Below are 15,333 nucleotides of genomic sequence, written 5' to 3'. Positions count from 1 at the left end.
GCGCAGGATCACGGTGGAACGCAGGAGCGGGCCCGGGGCTAGGGGTGCGGCCCGGGTGGGTCTCAGAGCTGTGGACGGTCACCGGCTTCGGCCGCACGGCGGGCGAGCGACCGCTTGTCGACCTTGCCCACGCTGGTCACGGGCAGGGCGTCGACGAGGCGGACGAGGTCCGGCTTCTTGTACTGGGCGACGCCGCGCTCCTCCAGGAAGGCATCGAGCGTGCCCACCTCGAGGTCCGCGCGGCCCTCGCGCGGGACGACCCAGGCGCAGGTGCGCTCGCCCAGGTACTCGTCGGGCACGGGCACGACCGCGGCGTCGAGGATGTCGGGGTGGGCGCGCAGATGCCCTTCGAGCTCGTCCGCGGACACCTTGTCACCGCCCCGGTTCACGAGGTCCTTCTTGCGTCCTTCGACGACGATGTCGCCGTCGGCGGTGAGCCGGACCAGGTCGCCGGTCCGGTAGAAGCCGTCGGCGGTGAACGCAGTTCTGTTGTGTTCCGGCGCACGGTAGTAGCCGCGCAGCGTGTAGGGCCCGCGGGTCAGCAGCTCGCCGGTCCCGCCGGGCAGAACGTCGTGGTCGTCCTCGTCGACGACCCGCAGTTCGTCGTCCGGGCACAACGGCCGGCCCTGGGTGGTGTCGACGCGTTCGGGCGCGTAGCCGGGGCGGGTCAGGCACAGCAGGCCCTCGGCCATACCGAACACTTGCTGGAGTTCGCAGCCGAGCCCGGTCCGGACCCGGCGCGCGACGTCCGGGCTGAGCCGGGCGCCGCCGACCTGGAGCAGCGCCAGGCTACCGAGGTCCTCGGGGGCCCACTCGGCGGCCTGCGACCACAGCGCGGCAAGCGGGGGCACAACGGCCGTGGCCGTCACCTTGTGGCGTTCGATGAGCGGGAACACGGTGTCCGGGTCGGGTGACGGCGCGAGCACCACGGTGCCGCCGGCCAGGAGCGTGCCGAGGGCGCCGGGGCAGGCGAGCGCGAAGTTGTGCGCCACGGGCAGCGCCGCCAGATAGACAGTGTCGGGACCGAAGCCGCACACCTGCGCACTGGCCCGGATGTTGTACGCGTAGTCGTTGTGCGTCCGCGGGATCAGCTTGGGCAGGCCCGTGGTGCCGCCGGAAACCAGGAGGACCGCGGGCGCCGTCGGGTCGGCTCCGGCACCGGTCGGCTCCGGTGCCCGCTCACCCGCCCGCTCCACGTCGGCGAGGGCGGTGTGCGGCCCCGGGGCGCCGGCCACCAGAACGTGGCGCAGCGTGGGGACCTCGGCGGTGACCTCGTCGGCGAGCTTGCGGTAGTCGTAGCCGGACGAGGGGTCGGTGTCGGGCAGCACGTAGGCCGCGGCCGAGCTGTGCCGCGCCAGGTGCACGGCCTCGCTGCGGCGGTAGGCGGGCAGCCCGAGGACGGGCACGGCGCCGATCCGCACCACCGCGAACAGAACGGCGAAGAAGTCCTCAGTGTTGGGCAGTTGGACGACGACGCGGTCGCCTCGCGCAAGGCCCAGGTCCGCAAGACCGCGGGCGAGCACGGCGGCCCGACGGTCGAGTTCGGCATAGCCGACGCTGCCGCGCTCCGTCACGAGTGCCGTTCTGTCGCCCAGTGTGCGGGCGTGCTCCGCGAGGAAGTCGCCCAGCGGACGGTCCTGCCAGTAACCGGCTTCCCGATATCGCCGGGCATACGCATCGGGCCACGCAATAACATCCACGAAGGGCTCCGCTCATCGATAGGTTCACGACGCGCAGGAAAATCGACGAGGACACCGCAATTGACTTTCCTGTTTATTTTCTCGGGCATCATGACACGCGACAGCCGCCTCCCACAGCCCTCCAGAAGGGGACATATTGGGAAATGCATCCCATTACCCGGGAGGGGTATTACCCGTTCGACTATCACCCCTTTATGGGCGGCGCCGACGGGCGTAAATTCTGTGGGCGAAGGCGTTGGACCGCCCAATATCGGCGCCACGGAAGAGGCGACGATAGATATCTCGACATTATTTTCGCGGGCATCATTTTCTGCACGGCGATCCGTCGGCCTCGTATCCGGACATCCCACCATCGCCAGGGGGCGCGTTCCCTTGTTCCAGCACAGCCCGGCCCTCCGCCTGGTGTGCTTCCCCGGCGCGGGCGGCACGACGGAGCTCTTCGCACAGTGGCCGAATCTGCTGCCCCGCTCCGTCGCGCTGACGCGCGTGCAGTACCCGGGGCGCGCCGAGCGCCTCGGCGATCCGCTGCCGCGGCACCTCGGGGAACTCGCGGAGCCGGTCGCCGCCGAACTGACCGCAGCCGACGCCACGGACCCGCCCGTGGTGCTCTTCGGGCACGGCATGGGGGCCTGCGTCGCCTTTGAGACGGCCCATCTGCTCCAGACCGCGCACCGCGCGGCGCCGCGCGCCCTGTACGTCTGCGCGCAAGCCGCGCCCACGCACCAGGACCCCCCTCCCGGCCCTCCCGACGAGGGCGCGGCACGCCCCGCGCACGGGGTGCCGCTCGCCACGGCACAGGCCGACATCCGGCTCGCGGAGCGTTACCGGGCCCGCTACCGGCCGGGCCCACCGCTGCGGTGCCCCGTGACCGCTCTCGTGGGCGCCCACGACCGGAACGTCACCACGCGGCACGCGCAGGGCTGGCAGCCGTGCACCACCGGCCCGTTCACCCTGCGCGCCCTGCGCGGCGACGGGCCGGCCCTCATGCGCAGCACCGAGCTGATCGCCTTCCTGCTCACCGGCCTCGGCCTGGCCGGTGCCGCCCGCTGAGCCCGCCCACCGCGACGAGCCCCACGACCACTCCCACTCGGATCCGAGGAGGCAGCCCATGACGGCGCCCGCCCCGCACCGCACACCCCTGGACCCGCAGGTGCTCCAGGAAGTCCACACGGAGGTCCTCACCCAGATCCCCTACAACAGTGCCGCGCAGTACCACATCCACTACGGGGAAGGCTCGTCGCCGGAGCGCTTCGGCACGGCCTGCGCCTGGCAGACCTTCGCCATCGGCGAGCGCGTCGCCCGCCGCACCGGCGTCGAGGTCGAGTACCGCGTCGGCGGGCGGCACGTGTGCGCGCTGCACGACGACGGCGACGCCCTGACCGTCCTCGACCCGTATCTGATGCACCGCGCCCTGCTGCGCCTGGACCGGGGCGACGCGGTGGACGGCACCGTCCACGCCGACGCCGACGCCTATCCGACACGCCGCCGCCCGGAGGGTTCGCCCGCGCCGTCCACGCTGCGCGCCGCGTGGGAGCCCGACAGCGGGGTGCTGCGCCTGCAGTACCTGCGCTACAGCCCGCGCCTGGGCGAGACCGTCACGCACCGTGCGTACACCATGCGGCCCGAGGAGACCGTCGGCGAACTCCCCGTGCCCGCGCCGCTGGTGCGCGAACTGCTGCTGCACCCCGAGCAGAACAACCTGTCGATCCGGGCCGTGCACCCCGACGACGGCCTGTGCGAGATCGCCCTGCCGTTCACCGCGGACCGGCGCAGCCGCCTCGCCGACCCGCAGGCCCTGATCACCCGCGACAACCAGGGCGTGGTGAGCCGCTGGGGCGAGGCCGCCTTCGACGGTGAGCTCGAGCGCGTCGCCGATGCGCTGCTCGCCACCACGGAGGAGATCGTCGACCACCTGCTCTCCGCCGCCGCCCTGTACGACGCCGCGGCCCCCACCGGTCTGGACGTACCCGAGTACTCCCTGGAGGACGCGTGACCACCACCGCGGCGGCGCGACCGCGCTCGTACTTCCTCGCCGGGCTGATGCAGGGTGCCAGGGGCGGGGCCGACCTCGCCGACCAGGGGTACCGGGACGTGCTGCGCCGCGCGATCCTCGCCCACCGGCCCGACGCCGTCGTGCACGACCCCGGACTCCTGATGCGGGAGTGGATCGGTGAGCACGAGACGGCGATCCTCACCGGCCACGCGGCGCTGGCCGCCACGCCCGAAGTGCGGCGGGCGAGCCTGGACCCGGCGGTCCGGCTGCTCACCGAGACCTTCCACCGGCTGACCGTGCTCGCCGGGGACAGCGACGTGTGCGTGGCCTGGCTTCCCGGCCATGAGCCGAGCATGGGCACGGCTGCGGAGATGCTGAGCGCGCACCGGGCCGGCCGCACCGTCGTCGCTGTCACCGGCATGCGGCAGAACCTCGCGGTGCTGTCCTGCTCCGACGTCATCGTCCCGGACCTCGCCGCCTTCGAGCGCTGGCTCACCCACGAGGACGCCCGCGTCCCCGAGCCCTGGTGCCCCTGAGCCCTGCGCTCCCACGGCTTCCTCCCCTTACGGCTTACGACCTCCGCAGGAGATTTCGATCATGAGCACCACCACGGACCTCAATCCACAGTTGGAGAGCCGCAGCGGCCGGTTCTTCGCCCGCTACTACGACGCCATGACCCGCCGCGCCGAGGAGACCTGGGGCCGGCCGCTGCGCACCCTGATGTGCGGCGGCCTCACCGGCCGGGTCCTGGAGGTCGGTGCCGGCACCGGTGCCAACCTTCCCTACTACACGTCGGCCGACTCGCTCGTCGCGGTGGAACCCGCCAGCGAGATGCGGGCCAAGCTGGAGCGTCAGGCCGCCGCGCTCCCCCTCGACGTGACCGTCGTGGACGCCTGGGCCGAGCAACTTCCGCTGCCCGACGATGAGTTCGACACCGTCGTGTGCACGCTCGTGCTGTGCACGGTCGTCGACCTGAACGCCGCGCTCGCCGAGATCCGACGCGTCCTCAGGCCCGGCGGCCGGCTGATCTTCTTCGAGCACGTGCGGACGCACGGGGCGGTGGGACTGCTCCAGGACGTGCTCGCGCCGCTGTGGCGCCGGGTCGCGGGCGGCTGCCACGCCAACCGCAGGCTGCTCAGCGCGCTGCGCGACGCCGGATACGACGTCCAGGTCCACGAGTTCGTGCGCCCCTGGCCGCGCTACCCCACCAACACGCCGTACGCGCGCGGCAGCGCGCGGCCGAAGGAACAGCAGGTGACAGGCGAGTGAGTACCCCGAGCGCCCCGCCGGGTCTGGTGGCCGCGGTCCGTGAGGCCGCACGGCACCGCCCGGACACCGTGGCGATGACCTTCGTCGACTACTCCACCGACCGCGCCGGCACCCGGCAGGAGCTGACGTACGGCCAACTCCACACCCGGGCCCGGGCCGTGGCCGGAGCGCTCAGCGCCTTCGGCACACCGGGCGACCGCGCCGCGATCCTGTGCCCGCACACCGCGGACTATGTCGCGGCGCTGCTCGGCTGTCTGTACACCGGGATGCTCGCCGTGCCGCTGTACGCGCCGGACGGCTTCCGCACCGACGAGCGGCTCCAGCTCGCCATGGCCGACTGCGCGCCCGCCGTGGTCCTGACCACCACGCCCTACGAGGAGGAGACGCGGGCCCTGAGCGGCAAGCTGCCCGGCGACCGGTCGCCCCGGGTGGTGTGCGTGGACCGCGTCGAGCCCGCCCGGGTCCGCTCGGTGCTGCTGCCCGTCGTGGAGCACACCGACGCCACGGCGTACCTCCAGTACACGTCGGGCTCCACCCGGAGCCCGGCGGGCATCGAGGTCACGCACCGCAATCTCGCCACCGGGGCCGCCCAACTGCGGGCCGGGCTCGGCATCGACGAGGGGGCGCGGATCGCCGGGTGGCTGCCGTTCTTCCACGACATGGGCCTCCTGCTGATGATCGCCGTGCCGCTGATCGCGCAGGTGCCCGCCGTGCTGATGCCGCCGTTCGCCTTCGTGCAGCAGCCCGCGCGCTGGCTGCGCCTGATGTCGGCGCATCAAAGCACCCACACCGTCTCACCCAACTTCGGACTCGACCTGTGTGTGGACCGCGTCACCGAGCGCGGCAGCGAGGGCCTCGACCTCTCCGCGCTGCGCACTGTCGTCAACGGCTCGGAGCCGGTGCACGGCTCGTCCCTGCGCCGCTTCACCGACCGGTTCGCCGTGCACGGCTTCCGGCACGAGGCGCACTGCCCCAGCTACGGGCTGGCCGAGGCGACGCTCGCCGTGACCATTGGCACGCCCGCCGCGCCCCGCGTGCTCACTCTGGACCGGGCCGCGCTCGCCGAGGAGCGCGTGCAGATCCTGCCGGAGTCCGACGCCGCCGGATATCCCGTGGTGGCGTGCGGCGTCCCCGCCGGCCAGGACGTACGGATCGTCGCGCCACAGACCCGTACGACAGTGCCGGACGGCCGCACCGGGGAGGTGTGGGTGCGCGGCGCCAATGTGTGCAACGGGTACTGGGGCCGCCCGGAGCGCACCGCGGAGGTGTTCGGCGCGGCCCTCGCCGACGCGCCGTTCGACGCCGGGGGCTCCTGGCTGCGCACCGGTGACCTGGGTTTCCTGCACGGCGGCGAGCTGTATCTGACGGGCCGGCTGAAGGACCTGATCGTGGTGGACGGGCGCAACCATCACCCACCCGATCTCGAACTGACCGTGCAGGAGGCAGACTTGGCCGTGCGGCGCGGGCATGTCGCCGCGTTCTGCGCGACCCTGCCCGGCGACGGCGCCGAACGCGCCGTCGTCGTCGCGGAGCTGGACCGGCCCCGGGAGGTCGAGGACCCGCGGCAGGTGCGCGCCGCCGTGCGGACGGCCCTGCTCAGCCGGCACTCCCTGGACGTGCCGGACGTGTTCCTGGTGCGCCGCGGCACCATCCCGAAGACGACCAGCGGAAAGATCCGCCGGGCCGCCTGCCGCGAGCTGTACCTGTCGGGCGCGCTCACCGGCGCCGCCGTGGACGGTGCGCGGTGACCGAGGACCTGACCCGTCTGTTGATCCGGCGCGTCGCTCAGCGGGCCGGCATCCCCGACGCCGCCGTGGACCCCGACGCGCCGTTCGACTCCTACGGATTCGCCTCGCGCGACGCCGTGGCTCTCTCGGGCGAACTGGAGGAACTGCTCGACCGCACGCTCGCGCCGACCCTGCTGTGGCAGTATCCGACGATCCGTCAACTGGCTTCATTCCTCGGCTGTTCCACGTCGGACGTGGCACATATGGAAGATGCGGCCGAGCAGTTGAGCGCCACGCCGGGGTCCGCCGCACCGTCGGACGACCTTGCCGTCGTGGGCCTCGGCTGCCGACTTCCCGGCGGCGCCAACTCCGCGACCGGCCTGTGGCACCTGCTCAGCACCGGCACCGACGCGGTGGGCACGGTCCCGCAGGGGCGCTGGGACACGTACCGCGCGCTGTCCCCGGCGCATGCCGAGGCCGTCGACCGGGTCAATCCGCACGGCGCGTTCCTGTCCGATGTCACCGGGTTCGACGCCGAGTTCTTCGGGATCGCGCCGGCCGAGGCCGCCGAGATGGACCCGCAGCAGCGGCTGCTGCTCGAAGTGTCCTGGGAGGCGCTGGAACACGCGGGCCTGCCGCCCGCATCCGGGGCGCTCGGACGCACCGGCGTGTACGTCGGCGCCTGCAGCGAGGACCACGGCCGCGGCGCCCTGGAGGACCTGCCCTCGATCACCGCCCGCACCGGCACCGGCGCGGCCCTGAGCGTCCTCGCGGCCCGCCTGTCGTACGTGCTCGACCTGCGCGGGCCCAGCCTGACGGTGGACACCGCGTGCTCCTCGTCGCTGGTCGCACTGCACCTGGCGCGGCAGGGGCTGCTGTCCGGGGAGTGCGACACGGCCCTGGTCGGCGGCGTCAACCTGCTCCTGTCGCCGGGCGTGACGCTCAACTTCATGGAGAGCGGGGCACTGTCCCCGGACGGACGCTGCCGCCCGTTCTCGGCAAGAGCCAACGGCTATGTACGAGGAGAGGGTTGTGTGGTGGCCGTGGTGCGCCGGCTCACCGACGCACAGCGCGACGGGGACCGGATCCTGGCCGTGGTACGGGCCACCGGCGTCAACCAGGACGGCCGCTCCAATGGCCTCATGGCGCCCAACCCCGCCGCCCAGGAGGAGCTGATCGGCTCCGTGTGGCGCGAGTGCGGGCTCGACCCGGCGCAGAGCGGTTACGTGGAGGCGCACGGCACCGGCACACCGCTCGGTGACCCCATCGAGGCGTCCGCGCTCGGCGCGGCGCTCGGCCGGCACCGTGCCCCCGGCGATCCGTTGCGCATCGGCTCGGTCAAGTCCAACCTCGGTCACCTGGAGGGCGCCGCGGGGCTCGCCGGGCTCGCCAAGTGCGTGCTCGCACTGCACCACGGACTCATTCCGCCCACCCTGCACCACACCGAGCCCAACGATCGTATCCGCCTGGGCGAGTTGGGCCTTTCCGTGGTGGACCACCCCACCCCATGGCCGCGCGGCGCACAGCCGCGCACAGCCGGTGTCAGCTCGTTCGGCTTCGGCGGCACCAACGCCCACGCCGTACTGGTCGAGGCACCGGCCACCGAGCAGGAGCACAGCTTCGTATGAACCACTCAGCCCTGGACACCGAAGTGCACGGAGAAGACCTGCTGTTCGCGCTCTCGGCCCGTTCGGCCGACGCGCTGCGCGCGGGCGCGGGCCGGCTCGCCGACTGGCTGACCGACGAGGGCGCACAGACCCCGCTCACCGATGTGGCGCACACCCTGGCGCTGCGCCGCGCGCACCTCAGGGAGCGCCTGGTGCTGCGCGCACCGGACCGGACGACCCTCGTCGGGCTGCTGCGCGCCGTGGCCGACGGGGCGGAGACCGGGCCGCGCGCGCAGCGCGGCCGGGCGGCCGAAGGGGCCGTCAGCGCCCCGGTCTTCGTGTTCTCCGGGCACGGCTCGCAGTGGGACGGCATGGGTCGCCAACTCCTGGCCCGGAATGCCGAGTTCGCCGCACTCGTGGACCGCATCGAACCCGTGGTCCGGGCCGAGAGCGGAATCTCGCTGCGGTCCCTGCTGGCAGCACCGGGCCTCGTGGGCTCGGGCATGGACTACGTACAGCCGGCCGTGTATGCGATGCAGGTGGGGCTCGCCGAGATGTGGCGCGGCGCGGGCGTCGAGCCCGCCGCAGTGATCGGCCACTCGATGGGCGAGGTCGCCGCTGCCGTCGTCGCGGGCGCCCTGAGCCCCGAGGACGGCGCGCGCGTGATCTGCCGCCGCTCCCGGCTGATGGAGCGGCGGCTCGCCGGGACCGGGGCCACCGCCCTCGTGGAGCTGGACGCCGCGACCGCCCGCGCCAGGCTCGCGGGCCGCACCGGGATCTCCGTGGCGGTCCACTCGTCGCCCCGCGCCTGCGTCGTGGCGGGGCGCCCCGACGTGGTCGCGGAGTTCGTGACCGAGTGCCAGTCCGAGGAACTCCTTGCCCGCTTGGTGCCGGGGGTCCGGATCGGGGCGCACAGCCCCCTGGTCGACCCGCTGCTCGCGGATCTGCACGAGGGCCTCGCCGACCTGGTGGCGGGTGAACTCCGGCTCCCGTACTACAGCGCCACCTCGGAGGACCCCCGGCAGCGGCCCGCGCTCGACGCCGCGTACTGGGCACAGAACCTGCGCAGGCCCGTGCGGCTCACCGAGGCCGTGCGCGCCGCCGCCGACGACGGACTGCGGGTGTTCCTCGAGGTGTCGCCGCACCCGGTGGTGGCCCAGTCGGTCCTGGAGACACTGCTCGACGCCGGCGGGGGCCGCCCGGACGACAGCACCGTGATCGGCACGCTGCAGCGCGGTGCGCAGTTGTCCACCGTGTTCGGCGAGGCGCTCGCCGCACTGCACTGCGCCGGCTTCCCGCTGCCGCGGCAGACGGTGCCCACCGGACGCCTGGCCGACCTGCCCTCGTACGCCTGGCAGCGCCAGGACTTCCCGCCGCGCCGCCGCACCCTGCCCGCACCCGCCGAGCACCCGCTGCTCGGAAGGCACATCGTGCTGCCGGGCGTGCCGGTGCGCCATGTGTGGCAGAGCCGCGTCAGCCGCGACACGGTGCCGTGGGCGGCGGACCACCAGGTGCACGGAGTCCCGGTGCTGCCCGGCACGGGCTACGCGGAGCTGGTGCTGGCCGCCGCCTGCGAGGCGCTCGGCGCCGCACCCGGGCAGGTAGCGGTGAGCGACCTGGAGTTCCGGCGGCTGCTGCCGCTGGCGCCGGTGGCAACGGTCACGACCGCACTCGACGAGGAGCCGGACGCCGACGCCGGGACGGTCACCGTCTCCGCGGGCGCCGCCTCGTCCGCGCACGTCGTCGCCACCGCCCGGGTCCGCCGCGCCACCGCCCCGGTCCCCGCGCCCGGCGCACCGGCCCCCGGCGAAGGCGAGCGCCGCGAGCCCGCCGACGTGTACGCGGCGCTGCGCGCCCTCGGCCAGGAACACGGCCCGGCCTTCGCGGCGGTCACCGAGGTGGACGTGGCCGACGGCACGGTCGTCTGTCGGGTGGAGCGGCCCGCCGTGCTGCCGCGCGACCGACGGCTCGTGTTCCACCCGGCGCTCCTCGACGCGTGTCTGCACGGGCTCGGTGCGCTCCTGCCGCCCGGCATCGAAGGCACTCTTCTACCCACGGGAGTGGGCGAGTTGAGGGTGACCGGCACTCCGGGTGACACGCTCGTGAGCCGGGCCCGGCTGAGCCCGGGACCCGTGCACGGCGGGCTGCTCGCCGACGTACGGGTGTACGCCGAGGACGGCACCGAAGTGGCGTCCCTGACGGGGGTGCGACTCAGCCCGGTCGGCGAGGACACGTTACCGGTCGATGTCGCACCGCTGCTGCACGAGGTGCGGTGGGAGCAACTGCCGGCGCCTCGCGCCCCGTTCGGCGACGGATGCAGCGTGCTGGTACTGCACCCCGACGCGCCCGCCGACGGCGACCCGCGCCTGACCGCCCTCGTCGCCGCCCTCACCACCGCCGGGGCGCGCTGCACGGTGCGGCCCGACAGCGGCCCGCCGCCCCCCGCCGGCACGGCGGACCTGGTGGTCCTCTCGGCGTGGCCCGCCAGAGGTGACGCCGAGCCGGTGCCGGACGCGGGCAGGCGCGCGGTGGCGGCGCTGCTGCGGACAGCCGCCGGTCTGTTACGCACCCACGAGGAGTCGGGCACGCTGCCGCCCGCACTGACCGTGGTGACGGCCGGCGCCCAGGCCGTGCTCGCCGGCGACCGGCCGGATCCGGCGCAGAGCGCGCTGCGCGGCGCGGTGCGCTCGCTGCACCAGGAGCGGCCCGAACTGCGGCCCAGGACCGTGGACGTGGACGAGGCGACCGATCCGCACCGGACGGCCGCCGAAATCCTCGCCCCCGACGGCCCGGACGAGGTGGCCTGGCGCGCCGGGCAGCGGTACGCGGCACGGCTCGTCGTGGCTCCCGACGCTCCCGACGCCCGGCCGCACATCGCGGTCAGGCCCGGCGGCGGCTACCTCGTCAGCGGCGGCACCCGGGGCCTGGGCCTGGCCACCGCCCGCTGGCTCGCCGAACGCGGGGCGGGCGCCGTGGTGCTCGGCGGCCGCGGTCCGCTCGGCGACAAGGCACAGCGGGAACTCGCGGCGCTCCGCGCCATGGGCACCCGCGTCGAGCTGGTCGACGGCGACGTGGCGCAGCCCGGCACGGCCGCGCGCCTGGTCGCGGCGGTCGAGGCGACCGGGGCCAGGCTGCGCGGTGTGGTGCACGCGGCAGCCGTGCTCGACGACGCCCTGGTCACCGAGGAGTACGCCGAGCGTCTCGACGGGGTGTGGGCGCCCAAGGCCATGGGCGCCTGGCGGCTGCACGAGGCGACCGTGGCGACAGACCTCGACTGGTGGGTCGGCTACTCGTCGCTCGCCTCGCTGGTGGGCTCGGCCGGGCAGAGCGCGTACGCCGCGGCCAACGCGTTCCTCGACGGCGTCGTCTCCCTGCGCCGGGCCTCGGGGCAGCGGGCCCTCGCCGTCAACTGGGGCCCGTGGAGCGACATCGGCGCGGTGCGCGGCAAGGCCGTGGAGGGCGTCGGCGCGCTCACCGCGCGCGAGGGGTTCGCCGCGCTGGAGGTCCTGCTCACGCGGGACGCGCCGCGGACCGGTGTGGTCCGGCTCAGCGGCGCCGAGTTCGCCCGCGTCCATCCGCAGGCGCGCACCTCATCGTTCTTCGGTGAACTGTTCGCCGGGGCCGAGGGCGGGCCGGACGCGTTCGACCGGGCGGCCCTCGACGCCCTGGAGCCGCGGCAGCGGGCCGCCGCCGTGCGCGCGAGGACGCTGCTGAGCGTGGCGCGCGTCCTCGGCTTCACCGAGGCGGAGCGCGTCGCCGGACGGCCGTTGGTCCATCTCGGCCTCGACTCGCTGGCAGCGGTACGGATCAAGAACACGCTGCGCGCGGACTTCGCCGTGGACGTCCCGGTGACCCGGCTGCTGCAGGGCGCGAGCGCCGACGAGCTGGCCGAGCAGGTGGCGGCCGCGCTGTGGCCGCGGGCCGCGGGCGCCGGGCCGCGTCTGGTCGTCGCCGACGGCGTGCGCGACGCTGCGCTCCGGACCGACGGACGGGCCGCCCGGCTGCACGCCGCACGAGCCCGGCGGGGCAAGGGACGACAGAGGGGGACACAGCAGTGAGCACACCACAGGACGGGCGTCCGGACGACGAGGCGGTGGCCGTCGTCGGCATCGCGGGGCGGTTCCCCGGCGCCGCGGACGTCGACGCGTTCTGGGCGGACATCTGCGCGGGGCGAGAGGGCCTGGTCGACCTCTCGGACGAGGAGCTGCTGGCCGGTGGCGTACCGAGGCCGGTGCTCGACCACCCGGGGTACGTCCGCCGGGCCGGGGTGCTCGACGGGTACCAGGAGTTCGACGCGGCGTTCTTCGGGCTGCCGCCCGCCACCGCCGCGGCCATGGACCCGCAGCAGCGCCTGTTCCTGGAGTGCTGCTGGCACGCCCTCGAGGACGCCGGGCACGACCCGGCCCGGCGGGACGGCTCGGTCGGCGTGTTCGGCGCGCCGTCGTTCAGCGGCTACTTCGGGTACAACCTGCTCTCCCGGCACCGCCCCCAGGAGTTCCTGGGGGCGGGCACGTCGCCCGCGCTCATCCACGCGCTGACCCTGACCGACCCGAACTTCTTCGCCGCCCGGGTCGCCCACGCGCTCGATCTGCGCGGGCCCGCCCTGACTGTGCAGACGGCATGCTCCGGTTCCCTGGTGGCGGTGCATCTCGCCTGCCAGAGCCTGCTGTGCGGGGAGTCCGACGTGGCACTGGCGGGCGGCATGACGGTGAAGGTGCCGCACCGCACGGGCTATCTGTACGAGCCGGACTCGATGATGTCCGCGGACGGGCGGTGCCGCCCGTTCGACGCGGCGGCCGACGGCACGGTGTTCGGCAGCGGCGGTGGGGTCGTCGTCCTCAAGCGGCTCACGGACGCGCTGGCGGACGGTGACCGGATCCGCGCCGTGGTGCGGGGCACCGCGGTGAACAACGACGGCTCCTTGAAGATGGGGTTCACCGCTCCGAGTGTGACGATGCAGGCGGCGGTAGTCGCGGAGGCCCTCTCCGTGGCCGGTGTCGATCCGCACGCGGTGGGCCACGTCGAGGCGCACGGCACGGGGACGGCGCTGGGTGATCCGATGGAGATGGCCGCCCTGCGGCAGGCCCTCGACCCGCACGGCAACCGCACGTCCCCCTGTCTGATCGGATCGGTCAAGGGCAACATCGGTCACCTGGAGGCCGCTTCGGGTGTCGTCGGCCTGATCAAGACGGTGCTCGCGCTCGAGTCGGCCACAGTCCCGGGCACCGCCCACTTCACCGCCCCGAACCCCGAACTCGGCCTGGCGGGAACCCCGTTCGAGGTGGCCGTACGGACCCGGCCGTGGCCGGCCCCCGGGCCGCGTATCGCGGGTGTCAGCTCGCTCGGCGTCGGCGGCACCAACGCCCACGTGATCGTCGAGCAGGCGCCGCCCGCTCCGGCCCGGTCCGCGCCCGCCGACGGTACGGGCGCGGTGCCGGTGCTGACGCTGAGCGCCCGCACCGCGGAGGCCCTGCTCGATGCCCGGCTCCAGCTCGCCGACGCCCTCGACGGGCGGCAAGGCCGCACCCCCGGCCTCGGCGACGTCGCCTACACGCTCGCCGAGGGCCGGGCCCGGTTCGCGTACCGGGCGACGGTGGCGGCGCGCACGCCCGACCATGCCGCCCGGCTCCTGCGGGAGGACCGCACGGTGCTGCCCGTGCCGCGCCGCCCGCTGAGCCCCGTCCTGGTGTTTCCGGGGCAGGGCGCGCAGTACCCCGGGATGGGTGCGGACCTGTACCGCGACGACGACGTGTTCCGGAGCGAACTCGACCGATGCGCAAGGCTGTTCGCGGCCGGTCCTGCGGGCTCGGACATCCGGGACGCCCTGTTCGGCTCCGACGAGGCGGAGCTGCGCCGTACGGACAGGGCGCAGCCCGCGCTGTTCGCCGTCGAGTACGCCCTGGCCCGCACGCTGGAACGGTACGGGGTGCGCCCGGACGCCGTGGGCGGTCACAGCATCGGCGAGTACGCTGCGGCCTGCCTGGCCGGTGTGGTCGAACTCGCCGACGCGGTACGGCTCGTGGCGGCACGTGGCCGCCTGATGCACGCCGCACCACCGGGCACGATGCTGGCGGTGCCGCTCAACGAGGAGCGCACGCGCGAGCACCTGGTCGGCAGCGGCCTGGAGTTGGCTGCGGTGAATTCCCCCGAGGCCTGCGTCGTGGCCGGCCCGCACAACGCGGCCGGCCGTCTCGCCCGGCGGCTGGAAGAGAGCGGAGTGCAGGTGACCGCGGTGCGCACGGCGCACGCCTTCCACAGCGCCGCCATGGACGAGGCCGCCGAGCGGTTCGCCGACGTGGCCCGCACGGTCGCCTTCCACGTGCCGTCGCTGCCCCTCGTCTCGAACGTGTCCGGCACCTGGCTGTCGGACGCCGAGGCGGTCGATCCGCTGTACTGGGCAAGGCAGTTGCGTGCCACGGTGCGCTGGGCGGACTGCGTTCGAACCCTGCTCACCGGGGAGGGGCGCATGGTGGCCGAGGCCGGCCCCGGCCGCGTGCTCGGCCCGACCTTGCGGGGCAGCGACCGGTGGTCGCGGCAGCACCGCGCGGTGAGCATGCTGCCGCATGCGCGGGAGTCCGCGGCGGCGGCCGAGACGTGGGGGCGGGCGCTGGGCCTGCTGTGGGAGTCCGGCGTGGACGTCGACTGGACGTCGGCCCGCCACGGCACCGAGGGCCCCGTCCCGCTCCCCGGGTATCCGTTTCGACGGGTGCGGCACTGGACGGAAGCCGCCTGGGCGCGGGACGACTTCACCGACGAGGCGGACACGCCGGGGGCGGCGGTGCCTCCGGTGCAGGACGATCCGGCCGCCGCACCCGACGCCGTACGCATCCTGACCGGCATCCTCACGGCGGTGCTCGGCGTTCCCCACGTCGGGCCCGACGACGGGTTCTTCGACCTCGGCGGCGACTCGGTGCTCGCCAACCAGGTGGCGGCACAGGCCCGCGCACATGGCCTGATCCTGCGCCCCAAGGACGTCTTCGAGCACCCCACCGCGCGCCGCCTCGCCCACCACATAAATTGAACACCGCTGTTCAAAT

9 protein-coding genes are annotated in these 15,333 nt (G+C 74.2%); 8 read left to right on the top strand and 1 reads right to left on the bottom strand.

Annotation, left to right across the window (positions count from 1 at the left end):
- Positions 1–62: 62 nt before the first annotated feature.
- Complete coding sequence (locus tag OG936_RS32325; RefSeq protein WP_406499479.1) at positions 63–1,700, bottom strand: (2,3-dihydroxybenzoyl)adenylate synthase; 1,638 nt, start codon at positions 1,698–1,700, stop codon at positions 63–65.
- 372 nt (positions 1,701–2,072) lie between these two features.
- Here OG936_RS32325 and OG936_RS32320 point away from each other — a divergent pair, with 372 nt between their 5' ends.
- The 8 genes from OG936_RS32320 to OG936_RS32285 all read left to right on the top strand — a co-directional run bounded on the left by OG936_RS32320 (position 2,073) and on the right by OG936_RS32285 (position 15,317).
- Positions 2,073–2,750 carry a thioesterase II family protein gene (locus OG936_RS32320; protein WP_406499478.1) on the top strand — a complete coding sequence of 226 codons (678 nt, stop codon included), beginning with the start codon at positions 2,073–2,075 and terminating at the stop codon, positions 2,748–2,750.
- A gap of 58 nt (positions 2,751–2,808) precedes the next feature.
- Entirely contained in the window at positions 2,809–3,693 is an 885-nt protein-coding gene (locus OG936_RS32315) for a hypothetical protein (RefSeq protein ID WP_406499477.1), read from the top strand.
- Complete coding sequence (locus OG936_RS32310) at positions 3,690–4,229, top strand: hypothetical protein (protein WP_406499476.1); 540 nt, start codon at positions 3,690–3,692, stop codon at positions 4,227–4,229. The genes OG936_RS32315 and OG936_RS32310 overlap by 4 nt, the downstream gene beginning before the upstream one ends.
- 61 nt (positions 4,230–4,290) lie before the next feature.
- Entirely contained in the window at positions 4,291–4,962 is a 672-nt protein-coding gene (locus OG936_RS32305) for a methyltransferase domain-containing protein (protein WP_406499475.1), read from the top strand.
- Positions 4,959–6,710, top strand: a complete 1,752-nt coding sequence (locus OG936_RS32300) for a fatty acyl-AMP ligase (RefSeq protein ID WP_406499474.1) — start codon at positions 4,959–4,961, stop codon at positions 6,708–6,710. Before OG936_RS32305 ends, OG936_RS32300 begins: the two co-directional genes overlap by 4 nt.
- Positions 6,707–8,317 carry a type I polyketide synthase gene (locus OG936_RS32295; protein WP_406499473.1) on the top strand — a complete coding sequence of 537 codons (1,611 nt, stop codon included), beginning with the start codon at positions 6,707–6,709 and terminating at the stop codon, positions 8,315–8,317. Before OG936_RS32300 ends, OG936_RS32295 begins: the two co-directional genes overlap by 4 nt.
- The gene (locus tag OG936_RS32290; RefSeq protein ID WP_406499472.1) at positions 8,314–12,354 is read left to right on the top strand and encodes an SDR family oxidoreductase; all 4,041 of its coding nucleotides are present in this window, start codon (positions 8,314–8,316) and stop codon (positions 12,352–12,354) included. Before OG936_RS32295 ends, OG936_RS32290 begins: the two co-directional genes overlap by 4 nt.
- On the top strand, positions 12,351–15,317 hold the full coding sequence (locus tag OG936_RS32285; RefSeq protein ID WP_406499471.1) for a type I polyketide synthase: 2,967 nt from the start codon (positions 12,351–12,353) through the stop codon (positions 15,315–15,317). The genes OG936_RS32290 and OG936_RS32285 overlap by 4 nt, the downstream gene beginning before the upstream one ends.
- Positions 15,318–15,333: the final 16 nt, after the last annotated feature.

It is taken from the genome of Streptomyces sp. NBC_00846 (assembly GCF_045207325.1).
Taxonomy (GTDB): domain Bacteria; phylum Actinomycetota; class Actinomycetes; order Streptomycetales; family Streptomycetaceae; genus Streptomyces.
Note: the sequence above shows the minus strand (reverse complement) of the source record. Positions and strands in the feature narration are given on the sequence as shown.